This is a genomic window from Streptococcus sp. GP0011, assembly GCF_030546305.1.
GTDB lineage: Bacteria > Bacillota > Bacilli > Lactobacillales > Streptococcaceae > Streptococcus.
In genome coordinates this window covers 1-22,573 of record NZ_JAUONR010000005.1, presented here as the reverse complement: position 1 = coordinate 22,573, position 22,573 = coordinate 1, and the positions used below count along the sequence as shown (strand labels likewise).

The following is a 22,573-nucleotide window of genomic DNA, read 5'->3' as shown; positions in this document are numbered from 1 at the left end:
AACCTTAGGCTAACTCTCTATTCCATGGTATCAAAAGCCAGGCTTGGTTTGGCATTGAGATCCAAGCCTGCAAAGTTTTCTTTATTCCACTCGCTGACGCTGGCATAGGCAATCATACCTGCATTGTCTCCGCAAAGGCGTAGGGGAGGGATGATAACCTTGACATCTGTGATTTCGGCTGCTAGGCGTTCTCTAAGACCTTTATTGGCCGCCACACCACCTGCGACAACAAGGGTTTTAACAGGGTATTTTTCTAAAGCCTTCTTGGTTTTAGCCATAAGAATATCCATGACCGCAGCTTGGAAGGACGCACACAAGTCCTCTGTTGACAAGCTTTCTCCCTTTTGCTCGGCATTGTGGTGAAGATTGATAAAGGCAGACTTGAGACCTGAGAATGAGAACTCCAAATTGTCTTCCTTAATCATAGCACGAGGAAAGTCATAAATATCCTGCCCCTGATGAGCTAGCTCATCAATTTCGCGACCTGCAGGATAGGTCAAGCCCATGACACGGCCGACCTTATCATAGGCCTCACCAACCGCATCGTCCCGCGTTTCCCCAACAATCTTATAATCCCCAGCCTCAGAAACATAGACCAACTCCGTGTGCCCACCGCTAACCAAGAGAGCTAGCAAGGGAAACTCCAAAGGCTCAACGCTCTGAGCCGCCATGAGGTGACCAGCCATGTGATTCACGGGGATCAGCGGAAGTCCATGAGCCCAAGCAAAGGCCTTGGCAGCTGACAAACCAACTAGCAAAGCCCCAACCAATCCAGGTCCATAAGTAACGGCAACGGCTGTTACATCCTCTTCGGTAATTCCTGCTTCTGCTAGAGCCTCCTCGATACAGGCTGTAATAACCTCGACATGGTGACGACTGGCTACTTCTGGCACTACGCCCCCAAAACGTTTGTGACTCTCAATTTGACTCGCAATGACATTGGACAAGAGCTCATCATCGTTTTTCAGTACGGCGACACTAGTCTCATCACAGGATGTCTCAAATGCTAAAATATATCTATCCTTCATCTATTTCTCTCTTCATGATAATGGCGTCCTCAACTGGATCGTGGTAGTAGTCCTTTCGCTCAGCGATAATCGCCATCTTTTCTTTCTTGTAAAATGCTTGCGCTCGTTGGTTTGACTTTCTGACTTCTAGGAAAATTTCCCTATCTACCGGCAATTGAGCAAACAAGGCTGACGCAATTCCCTGACCCTGATAGGCTCCTTTGACAGCGATTTGCAGGACTTCTGCCTCAAAGAGATTCTCCTGCACAGCTAAAAAGCCAATCACTTCTGTCCCATCATAAGCCAGATCGTACCAAGTCTGGTCTTGGGACAGGTTTGCTTGGATTTGTTCCAGCGTCCAAGGACTGACTGGGTAAACAGCTGCCATGACAGCATAGATGGCTTGAGCCAGGTCAGGCTGTCTTTGGATTCTTTTGATTTCTATCATAGGCGTTTAATGTAGGACTCACCAGACTCGGTGTGGTTCTTGAGCCAGTTTTCCTCAGCTTCTACACGTTTGAGGTAATTTGGTACAAAGTCGTGCAAGGAGTCTGCTTCCTTGTCCCAAGCCCACAAAGCTAGATTAGCTGCATTTGGCAAGGTTTCCTGGTAGCTAGCTTGTGGTAGCTGTTCTTGGATCTGCTCCACAAAGACTCCAACTTCTCCGACAAAAGTCACCTGTTCAGCATCCTTGACCTGCTCTACCACTTCCGCAAAGGACAAGTGTGCTTCTGGCATGACAGGTTTGGCATTTTCATAAAACCCTGCATAAACATTGTTGCGACGTGCATCCATCAAGGGGACAATCAAGCCTTCTTGTTGGCGTGGCAGCAGAGCTAAAAGGCTTGACATCCCAACCAACTCGATGTTCAGTGTATGAGCTAAGGTCTTGGCAGTTGCTACCGCAATTCGTAAGCCTGTGTAGCTACCTGGGCCTTCAGCCACCACGATTCGATCCAAATCCTTAGGTGTCCAATCCAGACTGCCCATCAAAAAATCGATGGCAGGCATGAGGGTAATACTGTGATTTTTCTTGATATTGATCATAGTCTCAGCAAGAACCTGCTTGTCCTCTAAAATGGCTAGAGAAAGAGCCTTGCTGGACGTATCAAAAGCTAATACTTTCATAACATATTCCTATCTTTTTGTCTGTTTACTATTATACTACAAAAGCTAGCGCATGGGAATTTTCTTTATTTTGAAACAAAAGGGCCTGCCACTTAGACAGGCAATTCTACACAAAAAATTCAAAAAAGTTGTAGCTTTTTTGAATAGAAAAGTGAACAAGGAAATTGAAAGGTTCTTCGTAAAAAATTTGGATCAGGCATTTATGTTTCAACTCGATTTTCGACGTTAGAAATCATCGTCATAACAATAAAGATAGCACCTAAAAATAGAAAAATCCATCCCATCTATCAAGACGAGGTGGATTTTCTGTATATCTAGAGGAATAATTGACTTTAGGCATTTAAACCAAAGTAGAAAACGAGCCAGACAACATAGGTGACCAGGAGGAGAAAAATTGAATAGAGCGTCACAAAAGCAAGCTTCCAAAGAAATTTTGTTTTGCGGTGTTCCAGATGCACAAACAGGGCATTCCCCCCATAGACACAAGCTACAAAGACTACAAACATCAAGAGGCGAACCCCTACTGCAAATTCAAACAAACTAAACATTCTTAATCCTCCTTTTGGTATTCCTATTTTTATTTAAACTGTTGACAATGTTGTTCAATCAATGTTAAAATGTAATTCAACACTGGTAGGAAATTCAGGTTGAGTCGTTGACTCCTCGGGTTACAGTGCTATCCCTGAAACTTTGGTTTCTAAAGAACTGAAATTGCGATTGAACAATTCGCCCCCAGTGTTTGACTGCTCTTGACTTCGGTCAGGAGCTTTTTGATGCTTTTAAAGTTAATTCCCTCAGTAATTGATGATAAACTGCAAATATTGAGAGGATAACGTAGGGCGACTGGTGACAGAGCGTTCAGTTGGTTATCTTCGTTAAAAGCGTAGATGATTTTTTGATTGGCAAATCTATCTAAATATTGTTGTGCTGACCGTTGCAAAGCATCCGCATACTTATTTAAAGTCCTTATGTCCGCATCTTCAGGGTATTTGTAGCCACCACGCAACCGATAACTTGACTTTACTGACTTGTCAATGTTAAAATATAATTTAACATTGGTAGGAAAATCAGGTTGAGCCTTTGGCTCTTCAGGCTGTGGTGCTGTCCTTGAGGGTTCGCCTTCTAAATAACCGGAATTGCGATTGATTAGTTCGCCCCCAATGTTATTAGTAGGCTCTTGGCTTTGATCAAGGGCTTTTCCTTGCCCGTTCAGTAAGCACTCCACTCCATGCTATGTCTACATCGTTATACTTATAGATTGACTTCTTAGCTGAGTAGATGATAAAATAGGGTAAGGTTGAGATTTGGTCTGACTTGGTGACAAGTCTTTCAAAGGTTGTGATTCAATCACTTTAGGTAATGGTGCTGCCCCTTGAGCTTGCTCAGAAAGATCCCTTAATTTTGTCTCAGCCTTTTTGGTTGCTCTCGAGATTTCTCAAGAGCTTTTTCTTTTTTCAAAGATATCATTCGGTCCCAACCATCCACTCCAACGATTAATGAAACTAGAACTGTATTCTTCCTTAAATCTACTATCTCTTTAGATTCCCCCTTTCATTATAACACCTAAGTGCTCTCCGACCAAATCCTACCTGTCTTTTTGTTCCTTCTTCCCCTCCCGACTTTCTCCATTTCCGTCTTTTACTAATTTTTCATTTTGTGGTATAATTGAAATAATTGTAACGAATCAAGGTCAATCTAGACACAAAATGGAATGAAATCAAGCAAATCTCTGCTAAAAGTTTGGAATAAGCTGACCTGTAAATAGAAAGGAACAATATGATTTACAAAGTTTTTTATCAAGAAACAAAAGAACGCAGCCCACGTCGTGAAACAACACGCTCACTTTACCTAGACATCGATGCCAACTCAGAACTTGAGGGCCGTATCGCTGCTCGCCAACTTGTCGAAGAAAACCGCCCAGAGTACAACATCGAATTTATTGAACTCTTGTCTGACAAATTGCTAGATTACGAAAAAGAAACTGGCGCTTTCGAGATTACGGAGTTCTAATATGGCCTACACTCTTAAACCTGAAGAAGTCGGCGTTTTTGCCATCGGTGGTCTGGGAGAAATCGGGAAAAACACTTACGGAATTGAATACCAAGACGAAATTATCATCGTCGATGCTGGGATTAAATTCCCAGAAGATGACTTGCTGGGTATCGACTACGTTATCCCTGACTACTCTTACATCGTGGACAATATCGACCGCGTCAAGGCTGTTTTGATTACACACGGACATGAGGACCACATCGGTGGGATTCCTTTCCTGCTCAAGCAAGCAAATGTCCCTATCTACGCTGGGCCACTTGCCCTGGCTTTGATCCGTGGAAAACTCGAAGAACACGGCCTCTTGCGCAACGCCAAACTTTACGAAATCAACCACAACACTGAGTTGACCTTTAAAAACCTCAAGGCAACTTTCTTTAGAACCACTCACTCCATTCCAGAGCCTTTAGGGATTGTCATTCATACTCCTCAAGGGAAAATCGTTTGTACGGGTGACTTTAAGTTTGACTTTACTCCAGTTGGAGAACCTGCAGACTTGCACCGTATGGCTGCCCTTGGTGAAGAAGGTGTGCTCTGTCTCCTGTCTGACTCGACAAATGCGGAAGTACCAACCTTTACCAACTCTGAAAAAGTCGTTGGCCAGTCCATCATGAAGATCATCCAAGGCATTGAAGGACGCATCATATTTGCATCCTTTGCCTCCAATATTTTCCGTCTCCAGCAAGCAACAGATGCTGCTGTTAAGACCGGACGCAAGATTGCAGTCTTTGGTCGTTCTATGGAAAAGGCCATTGTCAACGGGATCGAACTTGGCTACATCAAAGCTCCTAAGGGAACCTTTATCGAGCCAAATGAAATCAAAGACTACCCTGCTGGCGAGGTTCTTATCCTTTGTACAGGTAGTCAAGGGGAGCCGATGGCAGCCCTCTCTCGTATCGCCAACGGAACCCACCGTCAAGTGCAACTCCAACCCGGCGATACCGTTATCTTCTCTTCTAGCCCAATTCCTGGAAACACCACTAGCGTCAACAAGCTGATTAACATTATCTCAGAAGCTGGTGTCGAAGTTATCCACGGTAAAGTGAACAATATCCATACATCTGGACACGGTGGTCAGCAAGAGCAAAAACTCATGCTCCGCTTGATTAAGCCAAAATACTTCATGCCTGTCCATGGTGAATACCGCATGCAAAAAGTCCACGCTGGACTAGCGGTGGATACTGGTGTCGAGAAGGACAATATCTTTATCATGAGCAATGGTGACGTGCTTGCCCTTACTGCTAACTCAGCTCGTATCGCAGGTCATTTCAATGCCCAAGACATCTATGTCGATGGAAATCGTATCGGCGAAATCGGTGCAGCCGTCCTCAAAGACCGTAGAGATCTATCCGAAGACGGTGTCGTACTTGCAGTCGCAACTGTTGACTTCAAATCGCAGATGATTCTGTCTGGTCCAGACATCCTCAGTCGAGGCTTTGTCTACATGAGAGAGTCTGGCGACTTGATTCGTCAAAGTCAGCGCATCCTCTTCAATGCCATTCGTATCGCATTGAAAAACAAAGATGCTAGCATCCAATCTGTCAATGGTGCTATTGTCAACGCCATTCGACCATTCCTCTATGAAAATACAGAACGTGAACCAATCATCATCCCTATGATCCTCACACCAGATGAAGAATAATACTCTTTGATTTTCATTGAATACAAGTCAAAAAAAACAGCCCCGTCTTCGGAGCTGTTTTTCTCTATGCTTTTTTTTCTTGATTTTTAGAAATACTACGATTTTTACCTTCCAAATACACCATCAAAATAGAAATATCTGCTGGGTTTACTCCCGAAATACGGCTAGCTTGGCCGATGGTTTCTGGATTGATCAGTTTGAACTTCTGACGGGCTTCTGTCGCAATCGAGTCAATGTCATCCCAATCTATATTGGCTGGAATGCGTTTTTCTTCCATGCGTTTCATCTTGGCAACCTGATCCATGGCTTTGGAAATATAGCCTTCGTACTTGATTTCTGTTTCAATCAATTCGATAATCTTGTCATCCAAGTCCTCAGCAGCTGGTCCGATGAAGACCACCACATCTTGATAAGAAACTTCTGGGCGACGGAGGAATTCCTTGGCTGTCACCGCATCAGTCAATGGTTTGAAGCCCATCTCCTCAACCTTGGCATTGGTTTCCTTGACTGGCTTGAGTTTGATACTGTCTAGGCGCTTCATCTCATTGTCAAATTGATTTTTCTTGATTTCAAAACGAGCCCAGCGTTCATCGTCAACAAGCCCAATCTCACGTCCCATCTCAGTCAAACGCATATCTGCATTATCATGACGGAGGATGAGACGGTATTCTGCACGACTGGTTAAGAGACGGTAAGGTTCAATGGTACCCTTTGTCACCAAGTCGTCAATCATCACCCCGATATAGCCGTCACTGCGCTTCAAAATCAACTCAGGCTTGCCTTGGATTTTCAGAGCGGCATTGATACCTGCGATAATCCCTTGGCCAGCAGCTTCTTCGTAACCTGATGTTCCATTTGTCTGACCAGCTGTGAAAAGGCCTGAGATTTTCTTGGTTTCCAGAGTCGCACGCAACTGGTGTGGCAAGACCATGTCGTACTCAATGGCATAACCTGTTCGCATCATCTCTGCATTTTCCAGACCTTTGATAGAATGAACCAAGTCACGCTGTACATCCTCTGGCAGACTGGTTGATAGACCTTGAACATAAACTTCCTCTGTATTGCGCCCTTCTGGCTCAAGGAAAAGTTGGTGGCGTTCCTTGTCCGCAAAGCGCACAATCTTGTCCTCAATTGACGGACAGTAACGAGGTCCCACTCCCTTGACCACACCTGTAAACATAGGCGCACGATGGAGGTTATTTTGGATAATTTCATGACTGGTACCATTGGTATAGGTCAACCAGCATGGCACTTGATCCTTGACATAGTCCTCATCACGTGAAGTATATGAGAAGTGATTTGGTGCTTCATCTCCTGGCTGAATCTCTGTCACATCGTAGTTGATAGAGGAAGCCTTGACACGTGGAGGGGTTCCTGTCTTGAAACGACCGATTTCGAGGCCCAATTCCTTGAGATTATCAGCTAGGTTAATAGAAGCAAGACTGTGATTAGGACCTGATGAGTACTTGAGGTCTCCGATGATGATTTCCCCACGGAGGGCTGTTCCTGTGGTTACAATAACCGCTTTTGCTCCATACTCTTGATGGGTAGCTGTACGCACACCGACAACCTTGCCATCTTCCACCAAAATTTCATCAATCATGGTTTGACGAAGGGTGAGATTTTCTTGATTTTCAACTGTCTTGCGCATCTCCTTAGAGTAAAGCTCCTTGTCAGCTTGCGCACGAAGGGCACGGACAGCTGGACCTTTCCCAGTATTGAGCATCTTCATCTGGATGTAAGTCTTGTCAATGGTTTTGGCCATCTCGCCACCGAGGGCATCGACTTCACGCACGACAATCCCCTTGGCAGAACCACCGATTGAAGGGTTACAAGGCATGAAAGCCAGCATTTCAATGTTGATGGTCGCAAGCAAGACCTTACAGCCCATACGGCTGGCTGCTAGAGATGCTTCTACCCCCGCGTGCCCCGCACCAATTACAATAATATCGTATTCTTCCGTAAAATTATAAGTCATTTCTTAACCTTTCAAAAATTTCTCGCAAATAAGGAACTAACTTCTCCTCCTCTAGAGCTTGATCCATAGTAACCCATTTAAAGTGTGTATGCTCTTCAGGATCTAATCTGATAATTGGCTTCTCCCCAATCCACTCTGCTTTATAAACTAAGCGAGTAAAAACCGTATCCTTAGAGGTATCCAGTTGACTATCTTCGTGAAGAAGTTTGAGCGAACTGCTATCTAGCCTAACTCCCGCTTCTTCAATGCATTCTCTAAGAGCACCATCTCGCGGAAGTTCACCCTTTTCAACCCCGCCACCAGGAATATCCCAGTAAGTTGGATAAACGTTGGGTTCTCCTCTTTTAATTTCCGAACGCTGAATGAGCAAATAATCACCACCACTATGAACAAGTACATGGGCAATAAGCTTAACCATCATTTTCTCTCCTATTCCTCAAGATGAATGTGTTTTAGTTGGCCGTTCCATTCTGGTAGGGCTGTTTTTAAAAAGGCTGGAACTAGCTGGATATTCTGGAGCTGATCCAAATCAATCCACTCACAAGGTTGCCTTTTCACATCTTCCTGCATGGTCAATGGAGCTTCTTCAAGCAAATTCACCAGGTAATGAAACTCGATGTTGTGATAGGAAACACCGTCCTGTTCAAAACGATTTTCAACCACGAAAGCTAGCTGCCCAGCTTGAGCTTTGACACCTAGTTCTTCCTTCACTTCACGGACTACCGCGTCTTCCGTGCTTTCATTGACTTGAATCGCACCGCCGATAGTGTAATATTTACCCTTGTCTTTAGTAACTAGGAGCTTGCCATTTTGGAGAATCAAGGCTGCCGCCCGAACACCAAAGACCGTGTCTCCCACTGTTGTCCGAAAGTCTTGTTGAGTCATTTTTGTCCTTTCCCTTAAACGACACAAAAACAGTCAAAACTCCAAAGAAGTGCAGGACAAAAAAGCCTGCAACATCCATGAGCTTTGACCATCATTTCTATTGCTTTTATTATTGTAGCAAATTGAGAAAATTTGTCAATCTAAATGTACTATAATTGGCGAATCGCTTCAAAAGCTCCTTTGTCAATCTCGACTGGGTCAGAGAAGGCATCCAGAACAATCCCTCTCACCGGAAACTCCCCTATCTCTTCCGCAACAGATAAACAGTCCGTAAGAGGTAATTGCAACCAGGAAAAACGGTCATAATAGTCCCTGGGAATATCTTGTTCAGTTAAGAAACAAGGATAGAAGTAGTCGTCTCCCTTTCGCAGAATATCCGGTTTTAGTCGTACCCCTTCTTGTTCATCACTCTCATCCAGAAGATTCGGATTGAAGGGGACCCAGACTTTAGCTTGTTTCAATTCCTTGAACAAGGCTTCAATTGACTCTGTCGTTTTCTCTCTCAAATACTCTTTCTTATAGTCAGAGAGGCTCATTGTTTGCTCTTTTTTAGCCGTTTTTTTCTTAAAAAACTGAAACATTCTCTTTCCTCTTAGAAAATCTTAAATGTACTGACAAACCTGTCCATCGCGGTAGGCATTGTCAATCAAACCGCCACCGAGACACTCATCGCCATCGTAAAAGACAACTGCCTGTCCTGGTGTGATGGCGCGTTGCGGTTCCGCAAAGATGACCTCTGCCTTATCTCCTTTGACATGTACTGTCACCTTAGAATCAGGCTGACGGTAGCGGAATTTAGCCGTACATTCTAGCGTAAATTCCTCTGGCATCTCACGAGTAAAGTGGACTTGACTGGCTTCTAGGCTGGTTGACATAAGCGAATCATGATAAAAACCTTGGCCGACATAGAGGATATTCTTGCTCAGGTCTTTTCCGACAACGAACCAAGGGGCATTGTCACCGCCGTGTTGCCCACCGATACCGAGTCCGCCACGCTGACCAATCGTATAATACATCAGACCTGCATGCTCACCCATATCGCGTCCATCCACAGTCATCATGCGACCAGGCTGAGCTGGCAGGTAGTTACTGAGGAAGTTTTTAAAGTTCTTTTCTCCGATAAAGCAAATCCCTGTCGAGTCTTTCTTCTTGGCAGTCGCAAGGCCTGCCTCTTCTGCGAGTCTGCGAACTTCAGGCTTTTCCAAATGTCCCAAGGGGAACATGGTTTTTTGGAGTTGTTCTTGCGAAAGTTGACTGAGGAAATAGGTCTGGTCCTTGCCATTGTCCACACCACGAAGCATGTGAACGATGCCATCCTCATCACGCGCCACTCGGGCATAGTGCCCCGTCGCTACATAGTCTGCCCCCAAGGTCATGGCATAGTCCAGAAAGGCCTTGAACTTGATTTCCTTGTTGCACATAACATCTGGATTTGGCGTGCGCCCTGCACGGTATTCCGCTAGGAAATACTCAAAAACGCGGTCCCAGTACTCTTTTTCAAAATTAACAGAGTAGTAAGGAATGCCGATCTGGTCTGCCACCGCAGCCACATCCTTGTAATCTTCGGTCGCCGTACAGACGCCGTTTTCATCTGTGTCGTCCCAGTTCTTCATGAAGATACCGATCACATCGTAGCCCTGCTCCTTGAGCAAGAGAGCCGTCACCGACGAATCAACACCACCACTCATCCCCACAACAACACGTGTTTTAGAGTTATCACTCATGGTAAGTCTCCCATCTATTCGTTTATTCACGATTGAAGGTCGTGTGTGCTTTAACGATTGAAGGTCGCTTGAGCAGTATTCATTATAACACGCTTGGTTAGAGAAGACAAGAAAGAGGTTGATAAATCATCTCAACCTCTCTTTCTTCCTTTGCAAACGAATCAATTTTCCCCTTTAAGTTCTTTCTTCGCTTGTTCTATCTGGTATTTCACTTGCTCAAAGCCGGTTCCTCCTAAGGAATTCCGTCTCCGAACAGCGGTTTCTGGACGCAAGTAGATATAAATATCCTCTTCAATCAAGGGATGGTAGGCTTGCAACTCCTCCAAATCCCAATCTTGGATGTTTTTACCATGCTTGATAGAGTCTAGAACCAATTTCCCTACAATTTCATGCGCTTCTCTAAAAGGGAGTCCTTTTTCAGCCAAATAATCTGCCAGTTCGGTCGCATTCGAAAAATCATTCTCTGTGGATTGCTGCATTTTGGCCTTATTAACCTGCATGCTCGATAGCATACCTGCCAACACATCCAGAGAATTTAAAATCGTTTCTACTGTATCAAACATGCCTTCCTTGTCCTCTTGCAAATCCTTATTGTAAGCCAGAGGCAAAGACTTCATGACGGTCAATAGCCCAAGCAAGTTCCCGTAAACTCGGCCTGTCTTCCCTCGAATCAATTCCGCCATATCAGGATTTTTCTTCTGGGGCATGATAGATGAACCCGTTGAAAAGCTATCAGACAAGCTAATGTACTGATACTCAAAACTGCACCAATTGATGATTTCCTCACAAAAACGACTCATATGCATCATCAAAATGCTGGCATTTGACAGAAATTCTAAGATAAAATCACGGTCACTCACTGCGTCCAAGGAATTGGTATAGGGTTGTTGGAAACCCAATAAATCACTCGATAATTGACGATCGATTGGAAAAGTTGTCCCCGCTAAGGCAGCCGCACCCAGTGGAGATAGGTCCGTATGTTTCAAGTTAAATGCAAAGCGCTCGCTATCCCTTTGGAACATATTATAATAAGCCATGAGATGATGGGCAAAACTAATCGGTTGGGCATGTTGCAAATGAGTATAACCTGGCATGATGGTTTCCACATGTTTTTCAGCCAAATCCAGCAAAACACTGTTCAGATTCGCCAACTTATCCAAGACATGGCCAAGCTGCTCCTTTAGATATAAGTGCATATCCGTTGCGACTTGGTCATTCCGAGAACGAGCCGTGTGTAGTTTCCCAGCCAGAGGACCAATTTTCTCTGTCAGCAACACTTCCATATTCATATGAATATCTTCATTTGCAATATCAAAATGAAGCTCTCCTGCCTCTAAATCTCGCAACAAAGCTTGCAGACCATCTTGGATCTGCTCTGCCTCTTCCAAGCTTAAAATGCCAGTCTGTCCTAGCATTTGAACATGAGCTAGGGAACCCATCAAATCAAATTTTGCCAGCTGGTGGTCAAAAGAAATACTCGCACCGAACTGTTCTACCCAATCTTCCACAGTGCCTTCAAATCGACCACCCCATAATTTTGTATTTTTCGGCATATCCTGTCGTCCCTTTCTATCGCGTCACTACTCAACATTTTTCTGAACTTCTGAATAAACCTTAGTCGGAAGCCCCCAAAGCTTGATAAATCCAACAGCCGCATCTTGGTCAAAAGTATCCGCACTAGTATAAGTCGCCAAATTTTCATCGTAAAGAGAATTTGGTGATTTCCGAGCCACTACCTGGGCGTTCCCCTTATAGAGTTTAACTTTTGCAGTTCCATTGACAACTTTCTGTGTCTCCTTGATATAGGCAATCAAAGCCTGAGTTGCTGGGCTAAACCACAAAGCATTATAGATGAGATTGGACAACTCATTTTCGATAATAGGTTTGAAATGAGCCACTTCTCTCACAAGAGTCAAGTCTTCAATCTCCTTATGAGCTGCCAATAAAGTCACAGCGCCTGGGCACTCATAAATCTCTCTTGACTTAATACCGACTAGGCGATTTTCCACATGGTCAATACGACCGACACCATGTTTGCCCGCAATTTCATTTAGCTTTTGAATCAAATCCGCTACTTTCATCTTCTCACCATTGAGGGAGATGGGCACCCCGCAGCTAAACTCAATGTCAATAAATTCTGGACTGTCTGGTGCCTCTTCCGGCGAAGATGTGATTCCAAATGCTTCTTCTGGCGCTTGGTTCCAAGGGTTTTCCAAGACACCACATTCATTTGCACGTCCCCAAAGATTTTGATCGACAGAGTAAGGATTGTCAAGGTCAGCAGGAACTGGAACACCGTTTTCTTTGGCATATTGGATTTCTTCTTCACGAGACCATTTCCACTCACGAACAGGCGCAACTACCTTTAGATTGGGATCCAAAGCTGCAATAGAGACTTCAAACCGAACTTGGTCGTTTCCCTTACCTGTACAACCATGGGCAATTGTGGTTGCCCCCGTTTGATGAGCTATTTCAACGAGTTTTTTTGAAATAAGAGGGCGACTCAGAGCAGATACCAAGGGATACTTCTGTTCATAGTAAGCATGAGCCTGAAGGGCCACTAAAACATAGTCATTAGCAAATTCTTCCTTAACATCAATGACATAAGACTCAACAGCCCCAACCTTGAGAGCTTTATCGTGGATGAACTCCAAATCTTTTCCTTCACCCACATCCATACAAACAGCGATCACATCATAGTCTTTTTTTAACCATGTAATAGCAACTGATGTATCCAATCCACCTGAATAGGCTAAAATGACCTTTTCCTTACTCATTTCTCTTCCTTCTTTCTATTTTTCGATAGAGGCTTTAAAAGCATCGTCAATCAATTTGTCCAACTCCCCAGAATCCTTCAACTTCTGGATGGTTTTGTCAACCGCCTCTTTTAATTCTTTACTGTCTTTTTTCATCGCAACAGCGTAGGAATCTTCTTTATCATTGTCAAAATCAAACTCAGCGATGGCTAGGTCTGGATTATTCTCTACAAATCCTTTCGCCACTGGTTCCTCAAAGATAACCGCATCTAGTTGCCCTGATTTCAAATCTGTTATCAAATTTCCATTTTTAGGAAGTGAAACGAGAGAAGAATCCTGCAAAGTTTCTTTGGCCAGAGTTTCCTGGATAGAACCTTTCTGCGCTCCAACCTTTTTCTGAGCCAAATCCTTGACTGATTGGTAATTCGTTAATTCAGCTTTCCTTACGATAACCTTATTTTTCGAAGTGTAGTAGGGAATTGAAAAATCGTAAACTTGACTTCTCTCTTCCGTTTTAGAAACACCTGATATGGCAAGATCGGCCTTGCCTGAATCAAGACTAGCCAGTACATTATCAAAACTCATTGGAGAGAACTCCACTTCTACACCTAGTTCCTTTGCGATGGCTTTGGCTAGCTCAACATCTGAACCTACAATCTGATTTTTCCCATCAACCAATTTCTGGTATTCAAATGGAGCAAACTCTGGATTTAGGGCCACCACCAATTTTCCTTTAGCCTTAACGGCTTCAACACCTTGGGATTGAGTGTTACTACAAGCAAATAATAAGGGAAACATAAGCAAACCAAACATCGTCATCAACACCTTCTTCACTTTATTCATAGAAGAGCCTCCTTTTATTTTTATACTTTATTATTGTATAAATAATACTCTTCTCATTCTCGTTTGTCAAGAAAAAAACTGTATTTTATTTCATATAAATCAAGAAAAAGCTTATTATATGATATATTTTTACATATAATAAGCTTATTTATACTATTTGAGTTTTAAAACAATTTGAAGAATTTAGTCGGAATTATACAAATAGAGCATTACTGAGAAGCTCGTTACACTTTTTGTTATAGAGAAACAAAAAAAGAGCCCTAAAGGACTCTTGTATTCTTAATACCAACCGTTGTTAAGCCAGAAGTTCTTGGCAGCTGTCCATGAACCGTAACGTCCTGCAACGTAAGCATCTGCTACACGTTCTTGGTTTTCAGCTGAGTAGTCACCGTTCAAGTATGAATCTGTCAATTGGTAACGTCCGATGTAACGTCCGTTTGTAGCAGTGTAGCTACCACCTGATTCTTTTTGAGCGATCCATTCTTTAGCTTCTGCTTCAGAACCACTTACAGTAGAAGCTGCTGCAGTGTTGCTTTCTGCTGCTGGAGCTGCTGGAGTTGCAGGTGCAGCTGGGGCTTCATAAGTTGTTGTTGCTGCTGGAGCTTCTTCAACTGTTTCTGTAGCTACTGGAGCTGTTTCTTCCGTTGTTGCTGCTGGAGCTACAGTTGAAGCTGTTCCTTCGATAACCAAAACTTGGTCAACATAGATAAGATGAATATCTTTGATGTTGTTTTTCGCTGCCAATTTTTCAACAGTTGTGTTGTACTTCTCAGCGATTTCTGAAAGAGTATCACCTGATTTAACTGTGTAAGTTACAGTTTCTTGGGCAGATGCAAGTGATGGAGCAAAGAAAGCAAGCAAAGCTGCTACTCCTGCGATAGTTGTTTTAATTTTTTTAGTTGTTAATGACATATCTAAAAATTCTCCTTCCATTGGATATATCTATGATACCTTTTAAATGTTACCGTTGTTTAACGGTTATATGTAGAAATATTACAAAAATGTTTTATATTTACCGTTTTAAGGAGGTTTTTGTCACAAAAGACCTTATTTTATACTAACTTTAATCATTTTAAGTTTTTGATAAGGGAAATAAGCGCAGAGGTCCATTCTTTGATATAATAGATATAAGAATCTTTGTAAGGGGAAACAGATGCACTCACTTCGTTTTCAATCTGTCTTTGACATTATCGGACCAGTTATGATTGGCCCATCAAGTAGCCATACTGCTGGAGCTGTTCGCATCGGGAAAATCGTTTCTTCCATCTTTGACGATACGCCGACAGAAGTCGAATTCCAATTATTTAACTCATTTGCCAAGACCTACCGTGGTCATGGAACTGACCTTGCTCTCGTCGCTGGTATATTAGGTATGGATACGGACGATCCCGACATTCCAAATAGCCTAGAGATTGCCCATAAACGTGGTATTAAGATTGTCTGGACCATTCAGAAAGATAGCAACGCTCCTCATCCTAATACCACTAAAATTACTGTGAAAAATGAACACAAGTCCATTAGTGTGACAGGTATTTCCATCGGTGGGGGAAATATCCAGGTCACGGAACTCAATGGCTTTGCCATCTCTCTTAACATGAATACCCCGACTATCATCATCGTGCATCAGGATATTCCGGGTATGATTGCCCATGTCACAGAAGCTCTCTCTCGTTTCGATATCAATATCGCCCAGATGAATGTGACTCGGGAAAAAGCTGGAGAAAAAGCCATCATGATTATCGAAGTCGATAGTCGAAGTTGCGAAGAGGCGATTGAAGAAATCCGAAAAATCCCTCATCTCCACAATGTCAATTTCTTTAAGTAGGAGGAAACATGTTTTATTCTATCAAAGAATTGGTCGAGCAGGCGGATCTAGACTTCCAAGGAAATGTCGCAGAACTCATGATTGCAACAGAATATCAACTAACCGGTCGGGAACGACCAGAAGTTCTCCTCCTCATGGAACGCAATCTAGAAGTCATGAAAGCCTCTGTCGAGCTCGGCCTCAGTGAAAATAAATCCCGTAGCGGCTTAACGGGTGGAGATGCGGCCAAACTAGACCGCCATCTCAAAAGTGGCAAGGCCTTGTCAGACTTTACCATCCTATCAGCAGCCCGAAATGCCATCGCAGTCAATGAACACAACGCTAAAATGGGCTTGGTCTGCGCCACTCCAACCGCAGGAAGCGCTGGTTGTTTGCCAGCTGTTCTCACTGCTGCTATCCAAAAATTAGACCTTAGCCATGAAGAACAACTTGATTTCCTCTTTGCCGCGGGTGCCTTTGGATTGGTTATCGCAAACAACGCTTCTATCTCAGGTGCTGAAGGTGGTTGTCAGGCCGAAGTCGGCTCTGCCTCTGCCATGAGTGCCGCAGCCTTGACCTTGGCCGCAGGTGGAAGCCCCTATCAGGCTAGTCAAGCCATCGCCTTTGTCATTAAAAATATGCTGGGCCTCATCTGCGACCCCGTCGCTGGTTTGGTTGAAGTTCCCTGTGTTAAGCGCAATGCCATGGGAGCCAGCTTTGCCTTTATCGCGGCTGATATGGCCTTGGCAGGTATCGAATCTAAGATCCCTGTCGATGAAGTTATCGATGCCATGTACCAAGTCGGATCCAGCCTCCCAACTGCCTTTCGTGAAACGGCTGAGGGTGGACTCGCTGCCACACCTACTGGTCGTCGCCTACAAAAAGAAATCTTCGGCGAATAAACTCATCTATTAGGAGAAAGTATGCCCTCTATCTCAGCAATCTTTTTTGATCTAGACGGAACCCTGGTTGACAGTTCCCTCGGGATCCACAATGCCTTTACCCATACCTTTAAAGAGCTAGGAGTTCCAAGCCCTGATGCCAAAACCATTCGTGGTTTTATGGGACCGCCCCTTGAAAGTAGTTTTGCAACATGTCTTCCCAAGGAACAAATCTCAGAAGCTGTTCAAATCTATCGTTCTTACTACAAGGAAAAAGGAATCAACGAAGCGCAACTCTTCCCCCGAATAACGGAATTGCTTCAAGAGCTTTCGCAAAACTACCCTCTCTACATCACTACAACAAAGAATACTCCTACTGCTCACGATATGACTAAAAATCTGGGAATCCATCATTTCTTTGATGGCATTTATGGTTCTAGTCCTGAAACACCACACAAGGCGGATGTCATCCGTTACGCCTTGCAAACGCATCAACTCCCTGCAGACCAAGTCCTCATCATTGGGGATACCAAGTTTGATATGATCGGAGCTCAAGAAACTGGCATTAAAAAGTTTGCTGTTACTTGGGGATTTGGAGAAGAGGCTGATTTGCTCAGCTATCAACCTGACTGGATTGCCCATACCATTGATGATATCATTAAGCAACTATAAATAATACAACAATTTGAAATTACAGAGTAAAAAGGCCAAGGTCCTGTACAAACAGAACCTTGGCCTTTTATTTATAATTAATTTGTTAGACCCTCTTACTCAGCATGGGTTGTTTCATTTGCAAAGGAAATGATGGCTCCTTTGAGCTCATCTCCGCTGAGTGAACGGAACTCTTCAATCTTTTGATCAATAGCTTCTAGAGGCATAACGTTTACCTTACCAACGAAAATCTTGTCCATGACTTGGTTATCAACCAATTCGGTCGAAACCAAGAGTTCTTCATAGAGTTTTTCACCCGGACGAATCCCAACTTCAACGATTGGAATTTCACTTTCTGTGTGTCCACTTAGAAGGACCATTTTCTTAGCCAAGTCATAGATCTTAACTGGTTTGCCCATATCGAGGATAAAGACTTCTCCGTCCTTGGCATAAGCGCCAGCATGGATTACTAGACGGCTAGCCTCTGGAATGGTCATAAAGTAACGTGTCATACGGAAGTCTGTTACTGTTACAGGGCCACCTTCAGCAATCTGACGTTCAAAGACAGGAATCACACTACCACGACTACCGAGAACATTCCCAAAACGAACTGCACAGTAGGTTGATTTACTACGTTGGTTAAAGCCAGTGACAATCAATTCTGCCACGCGCTTAGTCGCACCCATAACATTCGGTGGATTGACCGCCTTGTCAGTCGAAATCATAACCATCTTAGGTACTTTGGCTTCATCAACAGCCTTGGCAACACTGTAGGTACCGAGGATATTGTTCTTGAAGGCTTCTTTTGGATTGCGTTCCATCATCGGAACGTGTTTGTGGGCTGCAGCATGATAAACAATGGCTGGTTTGTACTGCTCAAACACCTGCAAGAGACGGTCATAGTCCTGAATATCTGCAATAACAGGAACATAATCAATTCCTTGGAATGTACGGATCAATTCATGATAAACGAGATAGATTGAGTTTTCACCATGTCCAAGCAAGACGATACGCTCGGGATTGAAACGGCTAACCTGACGACAAATCTCCGAACCAATCGAACCACCTGCCCCTGTCACCAGGATGGTCTTGCCTGTAATCTCCGTACCTAGACGCGATTCGTCGAGACGAATTTCCTGACGGCCCAAAAGGTCTGTGATATCAATTTTTTGGAAACCACTACCTGGTTGATGGAGTCCTTGAACGACTGTCTCAACCTTAGGCATCTTGTAACATTTGACGCCTAGCTTATTACACATCTGCAAGATGCGTTCGTACTCTGATGGGTCAAGCGAAGGGATCGCTACGATAACACGCTCGATTTGGTGACGTTTAGCTAATTCAGGTAGATTATCATAAGAGCCCAAAACTGGGATTCCACCTAGTTTTTGTCCCTTTTTCTTTTCATCGTTATCCAAAATCCCCACTAGCTCAAGGTCGCTAGTTGGGTGTTGGTAGCTGTTCATAAAGAGGGCACCACCATCACCAGCACCAATCAAGAAGGTCCGACGGTGTTCTCCATCTCCACTACCTTTTTTACGTTTAGAATAAATCAACTGCCAAGTGATACGAGGAAGCAAGATAAGGAAGGTACTCAACAAAATGAAGAGTACGATGAAACGGATAGAAAACAATGGAAGGAAGGCATAGCAGATTCCATAAGAAAGAACACTGCTGAGCATCACTCCGAAAAAGATTTTCATGAAATCCGTAATCTTGCTATAACGACTAATACTAGCATTTAGCCCCCAAAACGCAATCATGATTTGATAGAGGAGGAAGGCTAAAAGAGTGTAGATCACGTAATCCACAGGCGCAGGATTTATAAGGCCATAAAACAAGATATAAGATACGATGATGGAAACCACCATACTCAGAATATCGAATATCCCCCAAAACACTTGTTTTTGCTGTTTATTTAAAATTTCAACCAGATCAATCACATAATCTGTTAGTTTTTTATTCATAGGAATTTACTCCCCCTTAAAAGAGTCAGATGATACTGTTGTTATGATAGCCTAAATCATTCAGTCTATCGGGGCTTACTTTCTCTTTCTTAAAAGTTTGACGAAGATAAACTGACGTACAAAGCCTGGACAAAGTGCAACAATTGCCTGAATGGCTACACTTTTAGCATATTCCATGTAAGAAATTTGCCCTCGCTCAAGCATCCTTTGGCGAGCCTGACGATAGAGTTTAAGGTAACGCGATCCACCCCGACGCTCAAACATCCCTGCACCGACACGAACCTTACACAAGATTTGATCTAGGTTCCCAGTCTTGGCACCTGCAGCAATCATATTGAGCCAAAGGAGGTCATCCTCCATGTAAAGGCCATCTTCATAGTTGCCAGCCTTGAGGACCATGTCCTTTTTAAACATGACTGTCATATGGTTAAAGGCGCTTCTCATTCTCTGATAAGCCACAATGTCTGCATGCTGAGTTGGAACACGACGATAAGACACAATCTCATCTGGATTGTCAATGAACTCTGCGATATGCCCACCTAAGAGGTCGAGATCTTCTTTCTCCATTAGCTGAAGCTGTTTCTCAAAACGATCCGGAACGGCTAAATCATCCGTATCCATGCGGGCAATAATGTCATACTGGCACTGTAAAACACCGTATCGAAGAGCCAAGCCTAAACCTTGGTTTTGTTCTAAGGGGCACCGTTTCACTGGAATGTCTGACTGAGCTTCCACTTCATCTAGCACCTGATAGAGTTCGGGCGTGAGCGGCCCATCCTCAACAAGAACAAGTTCGCTCGGTTTCAAGGTCTGGTTTTGAACACTTTTGATAGCATCTCTTAAAAACGTCGGATTTTCCTTTACATAGACCGACATCAAGACGCTGATTTTTTGCTTTTCAGGCACAGTTTTTCTCCAATGTATAGATTTCCTTCCACTATTTTATCACAAAATTTCCTAGTTTCCTATTTTTATATCAAATCAAGGAAAATTCTAGTAAAGAAATCCGTCCCTTTTCACTATATTTTCACTTTCATTGATTGATCTGTCTTGGCTGTCATTACTTGACATTATAATGAAAAAACCTTAAAATAAGCTGTTATTAAAATCATCCTATCGAGGTTTTTATGAAAAAACAATCACTCTTTTTTGTTCTAGGAATTGTCTTAATCGGGACTGTTTTACGCTCTCCCTTTACTGCTCTTCCAACTATTTTAGGAGATATCGCTCAGGGACTAGGAGTGGAGGTTAGCACTCTTGGGATTTTAACCAGTCTCCCTCTCTTGATGTTTGCTCTTTTCTCTGCTTTTGCAAGCCGCTTGGCACAAAAAATCGGGTTGGAACACCTCTTTACTTACTGTCTCCTCCTCTTAACTGTTGGCTCTGTCATTCGGATTTTCAATCTTCCCCTTCTCTATCTAGGGACCTTAATTGTGGGAGCAAGCATTGCGATCTTCAATGTACTCCTCCCAAGTATGATCCAAGCAAATCAGCCTCAAAAGATTAGTTTCCTAACAACTCTCTATGTCACTGCCATGGGAATTTCGACAGCCATCGCTTCTTATCTTTCGGTCCCTATCACCCAAGCTAGTTCTTGGAAGGGACTCATCCTCGTTCTCAGCTTTCTCTGTCTGGTCACTCTGCTAGTCTGGTTGCCCAATCATCGCCACAATCACCACCTAGAAAGCCAAAAAGAAAAGCAAGTCAAAGAGAATATTCTAAAAAGTAAAGATGTCTGGGCTATCATTATCTTTGGCGGGCTTCAGTCCTTGCTCTTTTATACAAGCATGACATGGTTGCCAACTATGGCTGTTAGTGCTGGTATTTCTAATAGTGATGCGGCTCTCCTCGCTTCTATTTTCTCACTGATCAGCATTCCTTTTTCAATGACTGTTCCAAGTCTGACCACTCGTCTGTCAGATGGTCATCGTCGAATCATGCTGGCAACTATCTCTATCGCTGGTATGATGGGAATTGCCATGCTCTTGTATCCAGCCAATAATTTCCTCTACTGGTTAGTCGTCCATCTCTTGATTGGAACGGCCTGCAGTGCCCTCTTCCCCTACCTCATGGTTTGCTTTTCTCTTAAAACCAGTTCTCCTGAAAAGACAGCTCAGCTATCAGGACTAGCGCAAACAGGGGGCTACATCTTAGCTGCTTTTGGACCTGCCTTGTTTGGTTATAGTTTTGAACTTTTCCAATCTTGGGTCCCAGCTGTCCTTGCTCTTCTAGCTGTTGATATCATCATGACCGTCTCGCTCTTTATGGTGGATCGGGCTGATAAGATTCTCTAATTTTCTAAAATCTATCACAACCATAAACAATGCAAAGCCAGACAGAGTCTGGCTTTTTTAGTGCTTATTTCAACAAAAAGCACCATCCATCTGTTAGCAGAAAGATGGCGTTTTTGATATAATAAGATGCATAGAAACTAATTGTCATGCGAAAAATAAATTAGTTTATAAGATAGCTACTATTTTAAGCGAGGTGCACAGAGTGGATGAACAGAAATACAATTTGGATCAAAGTTTAGCAGAGTTAGATAAACTCGTTGACTTATCAGCAAAGGAGACAGATAAGACTGCCTGTGAAAGTCTAGCAGAAAAAGCAAGAATAATTTATGAGCAATACCCTGAATCAGAAGACATTGCGTTGCGGTATGCTAGAATTTTGGTTAATTTGTCAATCTTACAGACTGTGTTGAAGGAAATCGAGGCTACTGTCGAAAAATTAGAGAAATTGCAGCAAAAATTCCAGGATTCGCATGATATAGCAGAAGCATTTGCCAGGATTTTGTTCAATTTGTCAACCGAGCAAATTGAGTTGGAAGAACTAGAGACTACTGTCAAAAAATTAGAGAAATTACAGCAAAAATTCCAAGATTCGCATGATATAGCTTTGCCGTATGCCAGGATTTTGTTCAATTTATCAACCAAGCAGACTGTGTTGAAGGAACTAGAGACTACTGCTAAAAAACTAGAGAAATTACAGCAAAAATTCCAAGATTCGCATGATATAGCAGAAGCATTTGCCATGATTTTACTCAATTTATCAACCAAGCAGACTGTGTTGAAGGAACTAGAGACTACTGCTAAAAAATTAGAGAATTTGCAGCAAAAATTCCAGGATTCGCATGATATAGCAGAAGCATTTGCCATGATTTTGCTCAATTTATCAACTGAGCAGACTGTGTTGAAGGAACTAGAGACTACTGCTAAAAAATTAGAGAATTTGCAGCAAAAATTCCAGGATTCGCAT

22 protein-coding genes and 1 pseudogene are annotated in these 22,573 nt (G+C 43.2%); 7 read left to right on the top strand and 16 right to left on the bottom strand.

Features of this window, described 5'->3' with window-relative positions; genetic code table 11:
* Positions 1-17 precede the first annotated feature (17 nt).
* The 5 genes from tsaD to Q4443_RS06550 form a co-directional block, all read right to left on the bottom strand.
* Entirely contained in the window at positions 18-1,028 is a 1,011-nt protein-coding gene (tsaD, locus tag Q4443_RS06570) for a tRNA (adenosine(37)-N6)-threonylcarbamoyltransferase complex transferase subunit TsaD (RefSeq protein WP_049519242.1), read from the bottom strand.
* Positions 1,018-1,455 (bottom strand): ribosomal protein S18-alanine N-acetyltransferase, encoded by a 438-nt coding sequence (gene rimI, locus Q4443_RS06565; protein ID WP_042903032.1) that lies wholly within the window; start codon positions 1,453-1,455, stop codon positions 1,018-1,020. Before rimI ends, tsaD begins: the two co-directional genes overlap by 11 nt.
* Positions 1,452-2,135, bottom strand: coding sequence for a tRNA (adenosine(37)-N6)-threonylcarbamoyltransferase complex dimerization subunit type 1 TsaB (gene tsaB / locus Q4443_RS06560; RefSeq protein ID WP_042903033.1), 684 nt, complete (start codon positions 2,133-2,135; stop codon positions 1,452-1,454). Before tsaB ends, rimI begins: the two co-directional genes overlap by 4 nt.
* 332 nt (positions 2,136-2,467) lie before the next feature.
* Positions 2,468-2,683, bottom strand: coding sequence for a hypothetical protein (locus Q4443_RS06555; protein ID WP_000492029.1), 216 nt, complete (start codon positions 2,681-2,683; stop codon positions 2,468-2,470).
* A gap of 149 nt (positions 2,684-2,832) precedes the next feature.
* A complete protein-coding gene (locus tag Q4443_RS06550; protein WP_235227761.1) occupies positions 2,833-3,360 on the bottom strand; it encodes a hypothetical protein in 528 nt (175 codons plus the stop codon).
* 551 nt (positions 3,361-3,911) lie between these two features.
* On the opposite strand from Q4443_RS06550, the gene Q4443_RS06545 reads away from it, so the two are divergent.
* Both Q4443_RS06545 and Q4443_RS06540 read left to right on the top strand, forming a co-directional pair.
* Positions 3,912-4,145, top strand: a complete 234-nt coding sequence (locus Q4443_RS06545) for a DNA-dependent RNA polymerase subunit epsilon (RefSeq protein WP_000639581.1) — start codon at positions 3,912-3,914, stop codon at positions 4,143-4,145.
* A gap of 1 nt (position 4,146) precedes the next feature.
* On the top strand, positions 4,147-5,826 hold the full coding sequence (locus tag Q4443_RS06540; protein ID WP_049490486.1) for a ribonuclease J: 1,680 nt from the start codon (positions 4,147-4,149) through the stop codon (positions 5,824-5,826).
* 64 nt (positions 5,827-5,890) lie between these two features.
* On the opposite strand, the gene mnmG is transcribed toward Q4443_RS06540, so the two are convergent.
* The 9 genes from mnmG to Q4443_RS06495 all read right to left on the bottom strand — a co-directional run bounded on the left by mnmG (position 5,891) and on the right by Q4443_RS06495 (position 14,924).
* Positions 5,891-7,804, bottom strand: a complete 1,914-nt coding sequence (gene mnmG, locus Q4443_RS06535; protein ID WP_049519244.1) for a tRNA uridine-5-carboxymethylaminomethyl(34) synthesis enzyme MnmG — start codon at positions 7,802-7,804, stop codon at positions 5,891-5,893.
* Entirely contained in the window at positions 7,794-8,225 is a 432-nt protein-coding gene (locus Q4443_RS06530) for an NUDIX hydrolase (protein WP_000989470.1), read from the bottom strand. Before Q4443_RS06530 ends, mnmG begins: the two co-directional genes overlap by 11 nt.
* 8 nt (positions 8,226-8,233) lie before the next feature.
* A complete protein-coding gene (locus Q4443_RS06525; RefSeq protein WP_000193660.1) occupies positions 8,234-8,689 on the bottom strand; it encodes an NUDIX hydrolase in 456 nt (151 codons plus the stop codon).
* Between the two features lie 149 nt (positions 8,690-8,838).
* Positions 8,839-9,270 carry an SseB family protein gene (locus Q4443_RS06520; RefSeq protein WP_000485110.1) on the bottom strand — a complete coding sequence of 144 codons (432 nt, stop codon included), beginning with the start codon at positions 9,268-9,270 and terminating at the stop codon, positions 8,839-8,841.
* Positions 9,271-9,291: 21 nt separating this feature from the next.
* Entirely contained in the window at positions 9,292-10,413 is a 1,122-nt protein-coding gene (gene mnmA / locus Q4443_RS06515; RefSeq protein ID WP_007520866.1) for a tRNA 2-thiouridine(34) synthase MnmA, read from the bottom strand.
* Between the two features lie 161 nt (positions 10,414-10,574).
* Positions 10,575-11,966, bottom strand: coding sequence for an argininosuccinate lyase (gene argH / locus Q4443_RS06510; RefSeq protein ID WP_001125690.1), 1,392 nt, complete (start codon positions 11,964-11,966; stop codon positions 10,575-10,577).
* A gap of 27 nt (positions 11,967-11,993) precedes the next feature.
* Positions 11,994-13,190, bottom strand: coding sequence for an argininosuccinate synthase (locus Q4443_RS06505; RefSeq protein WP_000031908.1), 1,197 nt, complete (start codon positions 13,188-13,190; stop codon positions 11,994-11,996).
* Positions 13,191-13,205: 15 nt separating this feature from the next.
* Complete coding sequence (locus tag Q4443_RS06500; protein ID WP_303408212.1) at positions 13,206-14,012, bottom strand: ABC transporter substrate-binding protein; 807 nt, start codon at positions 14,010-14,012, stop codon at positions 13,206-13,208.
* Positions 14,013-14,291: 279 nt separating this feature from the next.
* Entirely contained in the window at positions 14,292-14,924 is a 633-nt protein-coding gene (locus Q4443_RS06495; protein ID WP_049519245.1) for a LysM domain-containing protein, read from the bottom strand.
* 241 nt (positions 14,925-15,165) lie between these two features.
* Between Q4443_RS06495 and sdaAB the strand changes: the two genes are divergently transcribed.
* Genes sdaAB through Q4443_RS06480 form a run of 3 tightly spaced genes read left to right on the top strand, consistent with a single transcriptional unit; the run spans position 15,166 to position 17,369 of the window.
* Positions 15,166-15,837 (top strand): L-serine ammonia-lyase, iron-sulfur-dependent subunit beta, encoded by a 672-nt coding sequence (sdaAB, locus tag Q4443_RS06490; protein ID WP_000555867.1) that lies wholly within the window; start codon positions 15,166-15,168, stop codon positions 15,835-15,837.
* A gap of 8 nt (positions 15,838-15,845) precedes the next feature.
* Positions 15,846-16,718 carry an L-serine ammonia-lyase, iron-sulfur-dependent, subunit alpha gene (gene sdaAA, locus Q4443_RS06485; protein ID WP_000500029.1) on the top strand — a complete coding sequence of 291 codons (873 nt, stop codon included), beginning with the start codon at positions 15,846-15,848 and terminating at the stop codon, positions 16,716-16,718.
* A 21-nt stretch (positions 16,719-16,739) separates the two neighbouring features.
* Positions 16,740-17,369: an HAD-IA family hydrolase gene (locus Q4443_RS06480; protein ID WP_049519247.1), complete on the top strand. Its 630-nt coding sequence runs from the start codon at positions 16,740-16,742 to the stop codon at positions 17,367-17,369.
* A 95-nt stretch (positions 17,370-17,464) separates the two neighbouring features.
* Here the strand turns inward: Q4443_RS06480 and Q4443_RS06475 are convergent, their stop codons facing one another.
* Together Q4443_RS06475 and Q4443_RS06470 are read right to left on the bottom strand one after the other, a co-directional pair.
* A complete protein-coding gene (locus tag Q4443_RS06475; RefSeq protein ID WP_303408211.1) occupies positions 17,465-19,315 on the bottom strand; it encodes a nucleoside-diphosphate sugar epimerase/dehydratase in 1,851 nt (616 codons plus the stop codon).
* 75 nt (positions 19,316-19,390) lie between these two features.
* Positions 19,391-20,221 carry a glycosyltransferase gene (locus tag Q4443_RS06470; RefSeq protein WP_049478964.1) on the bottom strand — a complete coding sequence of 277 codons (831 nt, stop codon included), beginning with the start codon at positions 20,219-20,221 and terminating at the stop codon, positions 19,391-19,393.
* 221 nt (positions 20,222-20,442) lie between these two features.
* On the opposite strand from Q4443_RS06470, the gene Q4443_RS06465 reads away from it, so the two are divergent.
* A complete protein-coding gene (locus Q4443_RS06465; RefSeq protein ID WP_049478965.1) occupies positions 20,443-21,609 on the top strand; it encodes an MFS transporter in 1,167 nt (388 codons plus the stop codon).
* A 202-nt stretch (positions 21,610-21,811) separates the two neighbouring features.
* A pseudogene (locus Q4443_RS06460) lies at positions 21,812-22,573 on the top strand (hypothetical protein); the annotation flags it as partial.